This window comes from Microbacterium meiriae (assembly GCF_025143875.1).
GTDB classification, from domain to species: Bacteria; Actinomycetota; Actinomycetes; order Actinomycetales; family Microbacteriaceae; genus Microbacterium; species Microbacterium meiriae.
The window spans coordinates 118,537-133,506 of record NZ_JAMBDU010000005.1; the positions used below are offsets into that span (position 1 = coordinate 118,537).

The 14,970-nt window shown below is 69.2% G+C and carries 24 protein-coding genes; all 24 read left to right on the forward strand.

From position 1 onward, the window contains the following. Positions 1 to 113 precede the first annotated feature (113 nt). The 24 genes from M4D53_RS05005 to M4D53_RS05115 all read left to right on the forward strand — a co-directional run bounded on the left by M4D53_RS05005 (position 114) and on the right by M4D53_RS05115 (position 14,964). A complete protein-coding gene (locus M4D53_RS05005; protein ID WP_259952356.1) occupies positions 114 to 479 on the forward strand; it encodes a hypothetical protein in 366 nt (121 codons plus the stop codon). Further along, complete coding sequence (locus M4D53_RS05010; protein WP_259952357.1) at positions 476 to 676, forward strand: hypothetical protein; 201 nt, start codon at positions 476 to 478, stop codon at positions 674 to 676. Before M4D53_RS05005 ends, M4D53_RS05010 begins: the two co-directional genes overlap by 4 nt. Further along, positions 673 to 1,008 carry an HNH endonuclease gene (locus M4D53_RS05015; protein WP_259952360.1) on the forward strand — a complete coding sequence of 112 codons (336 nt, stop codon included), beginning with the start codon at positions 673 to 675 and terminating at the stop codon, positions 1,006 to 1,008. The genes M4D53_RS05010 and M4D53_RS05015 overlap by 4 nt, the downstream gene beginning before the upstream one ends. Positions 1,009 to 1,018: 10 nt before the next feature. Further along, entirely contained in the window at positions 1,019 to 1,195 is a 177-nt protein-coding gene (locus M4D53_RS17565; protein WP_522711894.1) for a DUF7455 domain-containing protein, read from the forward strand. Beyond that, complete coding sequence (locus M4D53_RS05020) at positions 1,174 to 1,356, forward strand: hypothetical protein (RefSeq protein WP_259952361.1); 183 nt, start codon at positions 1,174 to 1,176, stop codon at positions 1,354 to 1,356. The genes M4D53_RS17565 and M4D53_RS05020 overlap by 22 nt, the downstream gene beginning before the upstream one ends. Then, positions 1,353 to 1,517 (forward strand): hypothetical protein, encoded by a 165-nt coding sequence (locus M4D53_RS05025; RefSeq protein WP_259952362.1) that lies wholly within the window; start codon positions 1,353 to 1,355, stop codon positions 1,515 to 1,517. The genes M4D53_RS05020 and M4D53_RS05025 overlap by 4 nt, the downstream gene beginning before the upstream one ends. Next, positions 1,514 to 1,651, forward strand: a complete 138-nt coding sequence (locus M4D53_RS05030) for a hypothetical protein (RefSeq protein WP_259952363.1) — start codon at positions 1,514 to 1,516, stop codon at positions 1,649 to 1,651. The genes M4D53_RS05025 and M4D53_RS05030 overlap by 4 nt, the downstream gene beginning before the upstream one ends. Next, complete coding sequence (locus M4D53_RS05035; RefSeq protein ID WP_259952364.1) at positions 1,648 to 1,824, forward strand: hypothetical protein; 177 nt, start codon at positions 1,648 to 1,650, stop codon at positions 1,822 to 1,824. Before M4D53_RS05030 ends, M4D53_RS05035 begins: the two co-directional genes overlap by 4 nt. A gap of 291 nt (positions 1,825 to 2,115) precedes the next feature. Continuing rightward, entirely contained in the window at positions 2,116 to 2,397 is a 282-nt protein-coding gene (locus tag M4D53_RS05040; protein WP_259952365.1) for a hypothetical protein, read from the forward strand. A 22-nt stretch (positions 2,398 to 2,419) separates the two neighbouring features. Further along, a complete protein-coding gene (locus M4D53_RS05045) occupies positions 2,420 to 4,066 on the forward strand; it encodes a terminase large subunit domain-containing protein (RefSeq protein ID WP_259952367.1) in 1,647 nt (548 codons plus the stop codon). 13 nt (positions 4,067 to 4,079) lie between these two features. Next, positions 4,080 to 5,399, forward strand: coding sequence for a phage portal protein family protein (locus M4D53_RS05050; RefSeq protein ID WP_259952369.1), 1,320 nt, complete (start codon positions 4,080 to 4,082; stop codon positions 5,397 to 5,399). Next, on the forward strand, positions 5,396 to 6,688 hold the full coding sequence (locus M4D53_RS05055) for a head maturation protease, ClpP-related (RefSeq protein ID WP_259952370.1): 1,293 nt from the start codon (positions 5,396 to 5,398) through the stop codon (positions 6,686 to 6,688). The genes M4D53_RS05050 and M4D53_RS05055 overlap by 4 nt, the downstream gene beginning before the upstream one ends. A gap of 2 nt (positions 6,689 to 6,690) precedes the next feature. After that, on the forward strand, positions 6,691 to 7,050 hold the full coding sequence (locus tag M4D53_RS05060) for a capsid cement protein (RefSeq protein ID WP_060921021.1): 360 nt from the start codon (positions 6,691 to 6,693) through the stop codon (positions 7,048 to 7,050). 14 nt (positions 7,051 to 7,064) lie between these two features. Continuing rightward, positions 7,065 to 7,991 (forward strand): phage major capsid protein, encoded by a 927-nt coding sequence (locus tag M4D53_RS05065; protein ID WP_259952373.1) that lies wholly within the window; start codon positions 7,065 to 7,067, stop codon positions 7,989 to 7,991. Continuing rightward, positions 7,991 to 8,227, forward strand: a complete 237-nt coding sequence (locus tag M4D53_RS05070) for a hypothetical protein (RefSeq protein ID WP_259952375.1) — start codon at positions 7,991 to 7,993, stop codon at positions 8,225 to 8,227. Before M4D53_RS05065 ends, M4D53_RS05070 begins: the two co-directional genes overlap by 1 nt. Before the next feature lie 20 nt (positions 8,228 to 8,247). Further along, positions 8,248 to 8,625 carry a hypothetical protein gene (locus tag M4D53_RS05075; protein ID WP_259952377.1) on the forward strand — a complete coding sequence of 126 codons (378 nt, stop codon included), beginning with the start codon at positions 8,248 to 8,250 and terminating at the stop codon, positions 8,623 to 8,625. Further along, positions 8,622 to 8,942 (forward strand): hypothetical protein, encoded by a 321-nt coding sequence (locus tag M4D53_RS05080; protein ID WP_259952379.1) that lies wholly within the window; start codon positions 8,622 to 8,624, stop codon positions 8,940 to 8,942. Before M4D53_RS05075 ends, M4D53_RS05080 begins: the two co-directional genes overlap by 4 nt. Positions 8,943 to 8,953: 11 nt before the next feature. Continuing rightward, positions 8,954 to 9,271: a hypothetical protein gene (locus tag M4D53_RS05085; protein WP_259952380.1), complete on the forward strand. Its 318-nt coding sequence runs from the start codon at positions 8,954 to 8,956 to the stop codon at positions 9,269 to 9,271. After that, positions 9,268 to 9,678 (forward strand): minor capsid protein, encoded by a 411-nt coding sequence (locus M4D53_RS05090; protein WP_259952381.1) that lies wholly within the window; start codon positions 9,268 to 9,270, stop codon positions 9,676 to 9,678. The genes M4D53_RS05085 and M4D53_RS05090 overlap by 4 nt, the downstream gene beginning before the upstream one ends. Continuing rightward, the gene (locus M4D53_RS05095) at positions 9,675 to 10,448 is read left to right on the forward strand and encodes a phage tail tube protein (protein ID WP_259952383.1); all 774 of its coding nucleotides are present in this window, start codon (positions 9,675 to 9,677) and stop codon (positions 10,446 to 10,448) included. Before M4D53_RS05090 ends, M4D53_RS05095 begins: the two co-directional genes overlap by 4 nt. Before the next feature lie 3 nt (positions 10,449 to 10,451). Next, entirely contained in the window at positions 10,452 to 10,871 is a 420-nt protein-coding gene (locus M4D53_RS05100; protein ID WP_259952384.1) for a DUF7426 family protein, read from the forward strand. Next, complete coding sequence (locus M4D53_RS05105) at positions 10,868 to 11,206, forward strand: hypothetical protein (RefSeq protein WP_259952394.1); 339 nt, start codon at positions 10,868 to 10,870, stop codon at positions 11,204 to 11,206. The genes M4D53_RS05100 and M4D53_RS05105 overlap by 4 nt, the downstream gene beginning before the upstream one ends. 6 nt (positions 11,207 to 11,212) lie before the next feature. Further along, complete coding sequence (locus M4D53_RS05110) at positions 11,213 to 14,038, forward strand: phage tail tape measure protein (protein ID WP_259952396.1); 2,826 nt, start codon at positions 11,213 to 11,215, stop codon at positions 14,036 to 14,038. Between the two features lie 14 nt (positions 14,039 to 14,052). Continuing rightward, positions 14,053 to 14,964 (forward strand): hypothetical protein, encoded by a 912-nt coding sequence (locus tag M4D53_RS05115; protein WP_259952398.1) that lies wholly within the window; start codon positions 14,053 to 14,055, stop codon positions 14,962 to 14,964. The last annotated feature ends 6 nt before the right edge of the window (positions 14,965 to 14,970 follow it).

The following is a 14,970-nucleotide window of genomic DNA, read 5'->3' on the forward strand; positions in this document are numbered from 1 at the left end:
CCCCTCGGCCGGCACGGGAACCCTGCGCCCGAACACGGTCCGACGACGCGGGCGGGCAGCGGCATTCCCTGCCCGCCCGCGTACCACTCACCACCCGACGGACGGGGGACATCATGCGAGGCGAACCCATCAGCCCCGCCGACGATGGCGCATGCATCGTCGTGCGCGCCACGCTGCGCCCCTCGACCTACAAGGCGTTCGCCCGGCACGCGAAGGAGCTGCACCTTGAGGTCGGTGACCTGCTGTCCCGCCTCGCCGACCGCGCCGTCGGCACCGCACCGCTCCCGGCTCCCACACCCACCCCCGAGCGGCCCGAGGACGACATCGACGCCCGCATCCGCCACCTGAACGGGGCAGGGCTCAACGACACCGAGATCGCAGAGCAGATCGGCATGTCGCAAGCGAACACGTCGATGCGTCGCCGCCGCCTCGGCCTGCAGTCGCCGCGCACGCGCCGCCCGAAACGCAAGGCCGCATGATGGCCGTCGTCGTCCACCTCGACACGATCAGCGAACACCTCGACGACGTCGAGTGCCCGACCTGCGGGTACAACGCGATGATCCGGCTCCGCGGCTACTTCCTCGGTACCGCCGGCGTCCACATGGTCTTCGACCAGACGTTCTGCGGCAGGTGCAACGCCGAGAAGCGTCGCCTCGGACGGGAGGCCGGAGCATGACCGGCAAGCGCACCCACAAGGAATCCCGTCGGATGCACAAGCTCCGCCTCGAGTTCTTCGAGGAGGGGAAGCGGCAGTCGCGCAGCACCAACCCCGACGAGGTCGAGAAGTCGAAGTGCTGGATCTGCCGCGACGCGATCGACTACGACGCCGGGCAGGGCACCACCCCCGACTCCCACGAGCTCGACCACTACCACCCCGTCGACGACCGGCCCGACCTCGAGGAAGACGTCGACAACTTCCGCCACTCGCACTCGTCCTGCAACAGCAGCCGAGGCAAGCGTGCAGCCAACACGCAGGGACTCGGCGAGCAAGTCGCCGCCTGGTGGTGAGGAGCACATCATGGAGACATGTGACCAGTGCGGGCCCGCCGTCCAGGCGAAGGAACGCGCGACGCTCCCGTCCGGTCGGACCCTGACCTACTGCACGCACTGCGCGTCAGCGAACATGGTCGGCCTGATCCGCGCGAACGCGACCCTCAATCCGATCGAGCCGGCATGCGTACCGCCATCGGTGTGACCGTCGGGATCGTCATCGGCTGGTCGGCGCTCGCTATCTGGCAAGGCCCGACCCGCTGGCTCTTCACCCGCATCCTCCCGGGCGATCCGCCCGACCACGTCGACCGCGTGAGGGTGTGGCACGACCACGTCGAACAGCCGGGCGCATCATGGCCGGCGTGACCACCCTCGCGCTCCGCGGCATCGGCACCGCACCCGACTTCGTCCACGACTTCCTCACCGACACATGGATCCACCCCGACACCGGCGTCGTGATCTTCGGTGAGGACATGCCACGCGAACTCATCCCGTGGTGCCACCTCGACCCGGGGGAGACGACGTGACCAACACCCGCGAGTGCTACATCCCGACGCACGACCCCGACCATGTTGCACGCGTCCGCGCCATCTGGCAGGCCGCCGGCGAACGCCTCGGCCTCCTGCCGCCCACCGAACCACGCCCGGAGGACACGGCATGAGCATCACTGCCCGCCTCGTCGCCCGCCGCGAGGCAGCACTCAGCGAGTGGGGCAGGAGCGCCGCACACGACCGCACCCACCCGGCCACCTCCACGGAGACCACCCGCGCACGCCGCCGCCTCCGCCTATGGGACACACTCCTCGACCTCTGGACCCTCAGAGGGAGACGGTAACCCCCACCCACCCACCCCCGGTCACACACGCCCGGATACGGACAGACCACGGGGAGGGCGTAGCCCGGGCACCCCCAGACGTTCCCAGACGCTCACGCGAGCCACAGACCCCCACCCCCCGAAAAATCCAGCAACAGCCCCGGGGGCGGACGACAGCCCGGGGGAGCCGTCCTCTCTCCCCGACCCGAAGTGCCCGATTTCTACCAGGGGGTGACCCGGATGCCGAAGAAGGCTGACCGTCCTCACAGGACCGCGCTGACGCGGATGTTGAGGGTCACGGGGCTCGCGAATGTGCCCGAGGAAGCCCCCCTCGTTGAGCTGCTGCGCACGCTGGCCGACGAATTGGACCGCGGGGGCGGCTCTCGGCCGCGGATCGAGTACCGGGCGGCGCTGAAGGACGCCCGGATGGTGCTGAACACGACGGCGCGCGGGAAGCCGAAGGGCTCGCCTGACGTGCCCGAGCCGATGAAGGCGGCGAAGCCCGGTGAGGGCGAGTCGGAGGCCCTCGAGGACGAGGAGATCGACGAGCCGACGTCGCTGGCGAAGTTCAAGGCGGAGCGGGGCATCGGCTGACCGCTCGAGGTGGGGGTGAGCGGTGGCCGCGAAGCTGTTCGGGCGGACTGAGCCGCGTCTGTGGACGAAGCCGCTGCGGGAACTGACCCCGGAGACGTCGCGCGGGTTCGAGGTGATCGAGTTCGCGCTGACGATTCTCGGCGTGACGCTCTATCCGTGGCAGAAGTGGCTCCTGATCCACGCTCTCGAACTGCGCCCCGACGGCACATACCGCTTCAAGCGGGTCATCGTGCTCGTCGCCCGGCAGCAGGGGAAGACGATGCTCGCGTCGGTGCTCGCCGCGTGGTGGCTGTTCGTCGACTCGGGCCGGAACAAGGAGCAGGTCCCGCCGCTGAAGTTCAAGGTCGTGGGTGTCGCGCAGAACCTCGACATCGCGAAGGAGCCGTGGGCGGCGGTCAAGTCGTGGTGTGATCCGGATCCGGAGACGGAGGAGGAGGCCGAGCTCGCGATCGACGCGCTGCAGGCCGCCACGGCGAAGGTTCGCGACGCGAACGGGTCTATCGCGATCACGGCGCGCTCCCGGGCGCACTACGAGATCCGGGCGGCGAAGAACGCCCGAGGCAAGCCCGCCGCGCGCGTCCTGATGGATGAGATGCGTGAGCAGCGCGACTGGGTCGCGTGGAATGCCGTCTCGCAGACACTCAAGTCGTTCTGGTCCGGGCAGCTCTGGGGCATCTCGAACGCAGGCGCGTCCGACGCGGTCGTGCTCCGCACCCAGCGCGACGCGGGCCTCGCGGATATCGCGGACTGGGATGCGTACGTCGGTGCCGGGCTCACCTCGGCCGAGGAGTACGCGAACACCCACGACACGTCGCTCGGGATCTTCGAGTGGTCCGCGCCGGACGGGTGCGCGAAGGACGACATCGACGGCATCCTGCAGGCGAACCCGTCGATCGGCTACGGCGCGATGACGGTGCAGGACGCTCTTTCCGACATCCGGTCGATGACCGACGCCGGCTACCGCACTGAGGTGCTGTGCCAGTGGGTCACGGTGCGCGTCGATTCGTTCATCAACGTAAAGGACTTCCAGGCGCTCTACGTCCCGCCCGCCGACGTGAAGATCACGAAGGGCGAGCGGACCGTGTGGGCGATCGACACCTCGAAGCGGTCGAACGACTCGGGTGTGACGACCTGGATCGGCGCGGCGACGCGCACGAAGTCCGGGAAGCCGTTCGCCACAGTGCGACACCGTCGAACCGGCATCGTCTGGGCGCCGGACTACATCACGAAGCTCGCCGACGAGTCCGGCTTCCGGGAAGTCGTGGTCGTCGGACGGGGCGCGCCGGCCGCGGAGCTCGTGGAGGAGCTGCAGAAGCCCGAGCGAAACCTCACCGTGCACGTCATCGACGGCGGCCAGTTCGCCGCCGCGACAGGACAGATGAGCGACGCGGTCCGCGACAAGGACATCATGCTCGTCGAGCAGCCGGACATCACGCTCGCCGTCGAGGGCGGCGTGACGAAGGAATACGCCGAGAACGACGCCTGGTCGCGTTCGAAGTCCCTGCCGGTCGACATCTCGGGCCTGATCGCGATGTCCGAGGCGCTCTACGGGCTCGTGAACCTCGAGCCCGAGATCGTCCCCGACCCGCCCAAGCCGCCGGCCGCCGAATCGGTGAGTCGCGCTGACATCGCGCCCGACGAGATGAACCTCGCGACGGTCGCATTCTGAGAGGAGGCCCCCGGTGGCAGACGAGATCGGCTACGTCAAGGACGGAGCGCTGCGCGGATGGTCGTCTCTCGCCGACGAGGCGCACGAGAAGAACATCGACCTGCAGTGGCCGCACTCGCTCGAGGTATACGACCAGATGCGCCGCGAGGACGCTCAGGTCGGCTCCGTGGTCCGCGCAGTCACGCTGCCCATCCGCTCGACGCGGTGGGAGATCGACCCGTCGGGCGCCCGTGACGAGGTCGTGAAGCTCATCGCACAGGATCTCGGCCTTCCCGTGAAGGGGCAGGAGGAGCCGGAGCGCCCGAAGCGGGAGCGTGGTCGGTTCTCGTGGGACGAGTTCCTCCGCCTGGCGCTCCTCGAGCTCGTGTTCGGCCACTCGGTGTTCGAGCAGGTGTACCGGATCGAGGATGGGCGCGCGCGTCTCGGGAAGCTCGCCTGGCGGCCCCCGCGGACGATCAGCAAGTTCGAGGTAGCGAAGGACGGCGGGCTCATCGCCGTCCACCAGCACGGCGTGTTCGGCTCGACGACGGTGAAGATCCCGGTCGACCGGCTCGTGGTGTTCGTGAACGAGCGCGAGGGCGCGAACTGGATCGGCCAGTCGCTCCTCCGGCAGGCATACAAGAACTGGCTCCTCAAGGATCGCCTGCTGCGCATCCAGGCGCTCGTCGGCGAGCGCAACGGGCTCGGTGTGCCGGTGGTCACCGGCGCGGAGCTCCCAGAGAGCATCTCGAAGGACACCGCGAAGGCCGAGGAGTGGCTGAAGGCGCAGAAGGACGAGGGGCTCAAGCTCGCGAAGGACTTCCGTGCTGGCGAGGCGGCGGGCGCGTACGTCCCGCACGGCGGCACTGTCGAGCTGAAGGGTGTCACGGGCAAACTCCCCGACATCGACGGTCCCATCCGGTACCACGACGAGCAGATCGCGCACGCCGTGCTCGCTCACCTGCTCACGCTGGGCGGCGACAAGTCGACCGGGTCCTACGCGCTCGGCGACACCTTCGCAGACGTGCTGACCGGCTCGCTGAACGCGGTGATGAAGCACCTCGCCGACGTGACGAATCAGCACGTCGTCGAGGACCTCGTCGACCAGAACTGGGGTCCGGAGGAGCCCGCGCCGCGGATCGTTCCCGTTCCGCTGGGCAAGGACGCGCCGCTGACCGCGGAAGCGATCCGAGCGCTCATCGACTGCGGGGCGTTCACGGCCGACGCCGAGCTCGAGAAGTACCTCCGGGCGCGCTACGGGCTCCCGGCGCACGACCCCGACACCGCGCGAGAGCGCACCACCACAACGCAGAGCGCCGCGGGCGAGCCTGCGCCGACAGAGGAGGCAGCATGACCGAGCAGCGCAGCGCGCGAAACCGGTTCTGGGGAAAGCTCACCCCGCCGAAGTCGAAGACCGAGTTCTTCGACGCGATCACGATGCCGTCCGCGGGAGGCGAGGGCACCGTCGCGACGATCCGCATGTACGGCCCGATCGACTCCTGGGGCGGGTACTGGGGCATCTCGACGAAGGACGTCGCCGAGGTGCTCGACGGGCTCCCCGACTCGGTCACGCAGATCATCCTCCGGATCAACTCGCCCGGCGGTGAGGTGTTCGAGGGCGTCTCGATCCTGAACATGCTCCGCGCTCACGATGCGAAGGTCACCGCGGTCGTCGACGGCCTCGCGGCGTCGGCTGCATCGGTGATCGCGGCGGGGTGCGACGAGACGGTCATGTCGCCTGCTTCGCAGATGATGATCCACTCGCCGTCGACGATCGTCTGGGGCAACGCCGCCGACATGCGGAAGGTCGCCGAGGTGCTCGACACCATCGAGGAGTCGATCGTCTCGATCTACCGAGACAAGGCGGGCGAGTCCGCGTGGGGCGAGCTTCTCGCGAACGAGACCTGGTACACCGCCGAGGGCGCCGTCGAGGCGGGCCTGGCCGATCGCGTCGCCGTCGTGAAGGACGCCGGAGAGACGGCGACTGCCGGCACGGATGACGACGGCACCGACCCGCTCGAGGGCGACGACGTCGAGGACATGTACCAGTCCGCGCGCGCCCATCTGGGCCTGCACCCCATCGGCGCTTCGGCGCCCCACAAGCTCCCGAGCTCGTCCGAGCCGGGGAATCCCAAGGAACAGAAGGAGGCGCTCAACATGAGCGACGCTTTCCTGGCTGCGGTTCGTGATCGGCTCGGCGTGACCGATGCCAACGCGTCGGAGGAGACGGTCCTGTCCGCTCTCTCCGAGGCGCTCAACGAGTCGGCCGACAACACCACGCCCACCTCGGCGGCCACGGTCGCCCCGACGATCCCCGCCGGCACGCAGCTCATCGAGAACTCGATTCTCGACTCGCTCCGCGCCGACGCCGCCGCTGGCCGCGAGGCCCGCGAGCAGCAGATCAAGGACCGCCGCGACGGGATCATCGCGAACGCCCTGCAGGAGGGCCGCATCACGGCGGCCTCGGCGGAGCACTTCCGCACCATGCTCGACTCCGACGAGGACGGCACCGCGAAGGTGCTCGCCTCGATGGCGAAGAACAGCGTTCCGGTCGCGGAGATCGGACACGCCGCCGGCGAGGTGTCGGCGGAGGACGCGCTCATGGCCCGTGCGGGCTGGGGCGACGACGACGAGGAGGCCTGACCATGGCTGACCACATCCACCTGTTCAAGCCGGGCGCATCGGTGACCTTCACGGCATCGGCGGACGTCATCGGCGGTCGCCTCGTCGAGGTCACCGGCGCCCGCACGGTCGCGAACGCCGCGGCCGACAGCGTCAAGACCGTCGGCGCGGCGGCTCAGGACACGAAGTCCGGCGAGGACGTGCTCGTGCTGCGTGGCGGGGTCCAGAACCTCGTCGCGTCCGCGGCGATCGTCGCCGGAGCCCGCGTGAAGCCCGCGGCGGCCGGGAAGGTCGTCACGGTCGGCGCTGGCGAGCGGGGCATCGGCCTCGCACTCACGGCGGCCGGTGCGGCCGACGCCCTGCTCCAGGTCGCACTGGACTGAGAGGAAGAACAGACATGGGAAACTCCCTGACCTACCCGGTCCCGGCGATCTCGAACACCGAGGACCTCACCACCGAGCAGATCCACCAGCTGCTCCGCTCGCAGACGGCCATTGGTCGCCGGATCCGCACCCTTGCGGCACAGCGCTTCATCTCTGATGCGCTGCTCAAGGGTCGGTTCCGCTCGGTCGGTGGCTCCGTCCTGTACGAGAACGGTGATCCGCTGTTCGCGCCGGACGACCCCGAGGCGATCCAGCCCGGCGGCGAGTACCCGCGCTCGCAGGTCACCGCAGGCGACCTCGCAGCCGCGAAGGTCGACAAGTGGGGCCGCGACGTGCCGGTCACCGACGAGTCGATCAAGCGCCGCGGCATCGACGTCGTGAACCGCTCGCTGCTGCAGCTGGTGAACCGCATGGTCAAGTTCGTCGACTCGGCGGCGCTCGGCGTCATCGCGTCGAAGATCACCGCCACGGTCGCGTCGCCCGGCGCCTGGACCGACGTCGAGAACATCGTCCTGTCCGTCGAGCTCGCGAAGGCGAAGGCCGAAGAGTCTGGTGAGGGCCACGTGCTCGACACCATCGTCCTGAAGCCGACCGCCTACGCCCGCGTGATGGCCGCGTTCCTCAAGGCGGGCCTGCTCCCGCGCGAGGCCGCGAACCCGCTCATCACGGGCACCTGGCCCGAGGTCCTCGACCTGGTGTGGCTCCGCTCGCCGAACGTGCCCACCGCGGCGCCGCTGCTCGTGAACAGCGACGAGCTCGGCGGCATGGCGGACGAGGACCTCGGCGGCCCCGGCTACTCGAAGGCGCTCCCGGGCGTCGAGACGAAGTCGATCCGCGAGGAGAAGACGGACGAGTACCTGCTGCGCTCGCGCCGCGTCACCGTCCCGATCGTCACCGACGTCACCGCTGGTGTGACCATCACGAACACGGGCCTCGTCTGATGGCCGCCGCGAAGAAGACGGCGCACCGCGTCGCCGCGACGATGATCGTCGCCAAGGTCCCCGGCGCCCAGGGCGGTGAGGTGTACCTCCGCAAGGGGCGCATCCTCCCGTCCGCCGTGGAGGCCTCCGAGATCAAGCGCCTCACGGGGCTCGGTCTGATCGAGAAGTTCGAGCTCGACGCGAGCGAGGACGACAACCAGGAGAACGCGGGCGGCAACGCCGGCGGTTCCAACTAGCGAGACAGGGGGCGATGGACATGACCATCACACACGCCGACCTCGGCGGCGACGAGAACACGGCTCGACGGGTTCTCGTGCTGGCACGGTCCATCGCCCCCTGCATCGACGCGTTCCCTGACGGCTCGGAGCAGAAGCTCGACGCGATCGCGGTGCTCAGCGCCGTCGTCGCCGAGCTGCCTGCGCCGGGGGATCGTCGGACGAAGTCCCTCAGCCGGAACGGCACGTCGATCACGTTCGCGGACATCGAATCCGCGTTCGACTCGGACGCCCGGGCAAGCCTGCGGGCGCTGTGCGACGCTCAGGCGGCCTCGGTGTCGCCGGGGTCACTCCCGGCGGGGTCGTTCCCCACGGAGCGCGCATTCGAGCGCGTGTGGCCGGAGGGGGGCTACTCGTGATCGAGGCGTTCTTCTTCCCCCACAACGTTCTGATCCGCGACATGATCGACCGCGGCGGGGAGGGGTCGAGCCCCGGCCCTGCACGCTCGTCGATCGCGGAGACCATCGACGAGCGGACGCTGGTGAAGAACCGGGACAACCTCGAGGTTGTGTCGAACTCCCGCGTCACCGTCCCCCTCGACGCGAACGTCGCACCGGGTGCGCTGGTCACCGTGTGGCCGGGCACGCCGGCGGCGCGGGAGGCCGAGGTGATCCGCGTCGGCCGGGACGAGAACGCCCCGCCGCTGCCGTCTCACCTGATCCTCTGGCTCACCTAGGGAGGTGCATCGTGAAGATGTTCAAGCCCATCCTCAGCACGGTCGAGAAGGCCGCGCAGGACGCGATCCGGGAGGGCGGCCGGGAGGTCCTGCGCCGCGCCCGAGACAAGAGTCCGACGCTCACTGGCGAGTCCGACCGGTCCGGGTTCATGCAGGTCGACGACATGACCGTGCAGGTCGGGTTCACGTCGCTCGTGTCCCGGCTGCAGCACGAGGATCTCGACAACCAGCACCCGCAGGGTGGCGAGGCGAAGTTCCTCGAGAAGGCGTTCGACGAGGTCGACATCGAGCAGATCGCGGCGCAGAAGGTCCGGGAGGCGTTCGGATGACGATGGACGACGCGACCCTCACCCGCCTCCTCTGCCGCCTCCTCGCCCGCGTCCCGACGTTCGAGTACGACGTGACCCCGCCGTCGTCCGGCGTGGCCGTCCAGTACGGGGCGCTGAAGGCCGAGCCGGACCGGGCTGTGGGCGTGCGCGTCTACAGCACCACGGACGAGCGACATCTCCACTGGCGGCGCGCTCAGGTGCGCATCCGGGGCGCGAAGGGAAGCAAGACGGACGCCGACAAGATCGCCGGCATCGTCTTCGCTGCTCTCCACGGACTCTCCCGCGAGGGAGGTATCAGCGGCATCCGCCGCGAATCCATGTCCCCGAACGGGGCCGACACGAACGGGCGCGAGGAGCGCACCGACAACTACATCATCACCCTCGACAATCAGGAGTCCTCATCATGAGTGAAGCAGTTCCCCTTCCCGCCGGCACCACGCTCGGGAAGTCCTTCGAGTACGGCATCGACATCAACCTCGGCACGTCGGCGGTCCCTGAGTGGCAGCCGTTCCGCCGGATCAGCGGCTTCCAGCCGACGTTCACGCCGACCACGCAGGACGCGCAGACGTACGACGACCTCGGCGCCGACAACTCGGACGTGACCGGCTGGTCGTTCGCGATCGCGTTCAACGTCCAGGTGAACCGCAACACCGCGACCGGCCTGTACCTGCCGGAGATCGAGGCGCTGCTCGCCCGCACCCGCCCGTCGGCGAAGGGCGAGGCCGCGGTCGTCGAGGTCCGCTGGTACCACAAGCCGGAGATCGGCACGCCGAACCCGGCCGACGCCGGCCAGGGGCGCGCGACCGTCGCCATCACTCGGCAGAACACCGGCCCGAACGGTGAGATCGAGGTCCTCTCGGTCACCCTGTCGGGCAAGGGCCCGTACACCGAGATCGCGAACCCGTTCGACGGATGGGACAGCACGGTCGCGGTCATCGGCACCGTGGGTCCCGAGGGCGCTGGCGACGGCGACCTCGTCACGATCACCGGCACCGGGTTCCTCGGCACGACCGGCGTGTCGATCGCCGGTGCGTCGCTCGCCGCGACGGACTACACCGTGGTCTCGGGTGCGACGATCATCGCTGCTCTGCCGGCCGGTGACGCGGGCAACGTGCCCGTGATCGTCACGAACGCGGCGGGCGCTTCGGCGCCGCACACGTTCACGCGAGGGGCGTGACGCATGGCGTCCGCGTCCGACTTCGCGGCGTGGGCGCAGCAGGACCTCGTGATCCCGTTCGGGGGCAAGACGTACCGCGTCGCGCCCCCGGACGTGGATCGGGCGGGGAAGCTGCTCGCCTGCGCAATCCGTGGCGAGGTGAACCTTGGCATCACGAAGGGTCCGATCCCGGACGAGGTCCAGGCGGTGCTCGACACCATCGGACCTGATGAGCACCCTGCGCTCGGCGACGTGCACCAGGAGATGCTCGACGACAAGCTGTCGCCGACGACGATCGACCGCTTCACCTACTACGCGGTGTTCTACTGGGCGCGCGGCGAGGAGTACGCCGACGCGCTCGCGCGGCTGCTGTTCATGCCGCGCGTCACCGACGACAACCTGTTCCCCGACAAGGAGGACGAGGCGGCCCCAAAAGCCTCGTGACGGTAGAGGACTGGGCGCCGTACGGGGTCGGCACGCCGGACCCGGTGACGGGCGTGTATCCGGACTACCGGACACCACCCGCGCACCTCCGGCCCGCCCCGCCGAAGGCGCCGACATCCTCGACCGTCAATGGCACCGAGCCCGAGCTCGACGACTCGCTGCTCGCGATCGTCACCAACTGGCGATTCGTCATCGCCGACCTGCTCGAGCACTTCCACCTCGACCTGTACGACCCCGCCGTCAGGGCGCGCCCATGGCCGGGCGTGCGCACGGCGATCTTCGCGCTCATCGACACTCCGGGTTCCCGGATTCGGAGGGCGCTCACCCGGAGGTGACCCGCGATGCGCGCAGCCGAGATCGAGGCACTGTTCACGGCCAACGTGGACCAGATCGTCAAGGCCGACAAGCTCATCAAGGACACCGGGCAGCGTGTCGAGAAGAACCCGATCAAGCTCGACGCGAACGCGAAGCCCGCGCTCGAGAGCATGGACCGGGTCGAGACGGCGGCGAAGAAGCTCGTCTCGAAGGACACACTGCTGACTGTCGATGCGAACATCGAGCGCGGCGAGAAGTCCCTCGACCGGGTCCAGAAGCGGCTCGACTACCTCCGGTCCGTCGAGACGACGATGGACGTGAAGGCCGACATCGCCCGCGCCGAGGCGTCGCTGTCCAAGGTGCAGCGGAACCTCGACGGCCTCAAGGCTGCACGCGCGACGATGGAGGTGGACGCCGACACGTCCGAGGCGGAGGCGGAGCTCAAGAAGCTCCCCGCCAAGGCGCAGTCGGCCGGCGACGACGCGGGCAAGGGATTCGTCGGATCTCTCGACTCCGCGACCCGGGGTGCCGGTGAGAAGGTCGGGCAGGCTGTCGGCGATGGCGTCGAGGAGACGCTCATCAAGGCACTGTCTGCGATCCCGGTCGCGGGCGGTATCGTCCTCGCTGGTGTCGCCATCGGCAAGGCTCTCATCAGTGGCCTGAATGATGGCCTGCAGATCGAGGTCGGGTACGACCGTCTGCAGGCTCTCACGGGCGTCGACGAGGCGACCGCGCTCCGCCTGGGCCGCGCCGCCGGCGAGGCGTACGCAAGCAACTTCGGCGACTCGGTCGAGGCCAACATGGACACGACTCGGCTCGCTCTGCAGTTCCGGCTCATCGACGCGAACAGCACGACGCGTGATGCGCAGCTCGTCGTCCAGGGACTCTCGGGAATCGCCGATGTGCTGAGCGAGGAGGTCGGCCCGACGGCAACGGCGGTCACGACGCTCCTCGGGTCGGGCATGGTGAAGTCGGCGCAGCAGGCGTTCGACGTCATCGCCGCAGGCGCCCGGAACGGCCTGAACCGGAACGAGGATCTCCTCGACACGCTCACGGAGTATCCGGTCGTGCTGACGCGGCTCGGGCTCACCGGCGAGGAGATGCTCGGTCTCATCAACCAGAGCATGCAGGCGGGCGCCCGGAACACGGACGTCGCGGCCGACGCGCTGAAGGAGTTCCAGATCCGGGCGACCGATGCGTCGGTCGCCTCGGCGGAGGGGTTCCGGATCCTTGGCCTCGACGCCGAGGCGATGACGGCGAAGATCGCTCGCGGTGGAGCGGATGCTCGTGAGGGCCTCGACGAGGTCCTGACCAAGCTCCGCGAGACCGAGGACCCGGTGGCGCGGAACGCTGCCGCGGTCGCCCTGTTCGGCACGAAGGCGGAGGACCTCGGGGCCGCGCTGTTCGCGATGGACCTCTCGTCCGCGGTCGAGCAGCTCGGCACCGTCACGGGTGCCGCTCAGGAGATGTTCGACACCCTCGCGGGGAACGACGCATCGAAGATCGAGCAGGCGCAGCGGAACATCGAGGTCGCGGCTGACGGCATCAAGGGCGCGCTCGCTCAGGCGTTCGCGGAGCCGCTCGGCGACTTCGCCGACTGGGTGTCTCAGAACCGCGGCCCTGTGCTGCAGTTCTTCCGGGACATGGCGGTCGGCGCGCTCGACTTCGCGATCACCGCGTCGGATGCGACCGGCGACTTCGTGTCGGGTCCGCTGGCGGACATGGTCGACGGGTTCGTGTCGTTCCTGAAGCTGACGAACTTCGATCCGTTCAAGGACTTCTCGGAACTCGACAACCTCGTTTCCGATCTGCGTGACTTCGATGGAGTCACGGACGACGTGAGCACGAACCTCGAGGGCATGAAGTCCGAGCTGACCGACTGGACGGATCCGCTCATCGCGCTCGGCTTCGTCAACGACGCGGCCTTGCGCACGGCGGACGCCGTCGCACAGGTCGGGTTCTCCGCGGAGAGCGGGGCGGCCCTGCTCAGCGGCTTCGAGGTCGCAACCGATGGGTCCGTCCGCGCGACGGGCGAGCTGAAGGCTCAGCTCGACGCATCGGCGGAGGCCCTGCTCGCGGAGTACGACGCGGCGATCGCGGCGGGGGAGTCGCAGGACAACCTCCGCGGCCGGTACAACTCGACGCGCGACGCGCTGTTGAACCAGCTCACGACGATGGGGCTCACGCAGGAGCAGGCTCAGGCACTCATCGACACGGTGTTGCAGACGCCGGAGGAAGCGTCGACGAAGTTCAGCTCGAACGCGGACTCGGAGCGCGGGAAGGTCGAGCGTCTCGGCGGGAAGATCATCACCCTTCCCGACGGGAGCTCGGTGATCTACGCGAACACCAAGCCGGCGTACGACGCCCTGAACTACTTCATCCGCGACGCGAGCAATCGGGTCATCCGGGTGAAGGTCGCGGCCGACGGCACGTCGATCCGCATGGGGTCGATCACCGCGTCCGCGCAGCACGACGGCGCCATCGTCGAGATGATGGCGGCCGGCGGACTGCGGGGTACCGGGCTGACGCCGATGCAGCCGCTCGCGCAGATGGTCCCGGCGAACACCTGGCGGATCGTCGGTGATCGTGCCGACGTGCCGGAGGCGTACATCCCGCTCGACGGTTCGCCTCGGTCGCTCGCGCTCCTGGTGGAGACGATCCGGCGGATGCCGAACTTCTACGGCATGGCGGCGGGGGACGTGTCCCCGGTGGCCGGTCCGCAGGTGGGCGCTGGGATGCGGTCTGTGCAGGCGACGTTCACCGGCGACTTCTATGCGTACGACCCGACGGCGGTCGGCAGGGAAGCCCGCGACAAGCTCGCGCAGCTCCTCGCCGCGATGCCGCTCTCGTAAGGAGGTAGTACGACATGCCGATCATCCTGTCCGTTCCGGTCGCGCCGGAGCATGTGCCGGCCCCTGACTGGTCGCCGCTGCCGATGTCGTGGACCGGATGGGACGGGTCGGTGTGGCCTCTCGTCGGGGCCGAGGCGAGGAACCCTCGTCTCGGCCGCGGCGTGAAGGGCCTGCACATGCCGAGGTTCACGGTGCAGAAGTCGTCGTCGCTGCTCATCCCGGGCGCCGAGGTCGAGGGCTACTCGATCAACGAGCGCGAGGTGTACTGGCCGGTCCTGTTCCGGGCGGAAACGCAGCGCGAGTGGCTGGCGGAGCACGGTGCGTTCTTCGATTCGTTCCACCCCGTGAAGACGGGGACGTGGACGGTCGGGTCCGGCGTCGACGCGCGCACGCTTCCCCTGCGAGGGGACTTCACCGGCAACCACGTTTTCGAGCGCGACCCGGCGCTCTCGCTGTGGACGATGGTCGGCCTCGAGCTCGAAGCGCCCCGGCCCCTGTGGCGGGGGCGTGCGATCAAGCAGCGCTTCGAGAACTCGGAGGGCGTGCCGTTCATCGACCCGGCGGGGTCGCCTCCGCTGCACATCTCGCGGGGCGCGTCGTTCGCTGAGGCCGAGGTGAACAACCCCGGCGACGAGCCGGCGTACATGGTGCACACGATGGAGGGCCCGCTCGATCAGGTCGTCATCGGTTTCGGTGACGCGCTGATCGACGTTCCCTTCCCGGTCCCGTCCGGGTCCGTGCTCGTGATCGACACCGACCCGAGCTCGCGACTCGCGACGCTCGACGGAGTCGACGTGACCCGCGAGCTCGGCTTCCAGATGTTCGCCCCCGTGCCCGCGAAGGGCACGACTCCGCTCACGCTCATCGCCGACGGCGGGGGAGCCGTGACCGTCGAGATCACCCCGCTCTACTGGCGGGCGTTCTGACCCGGA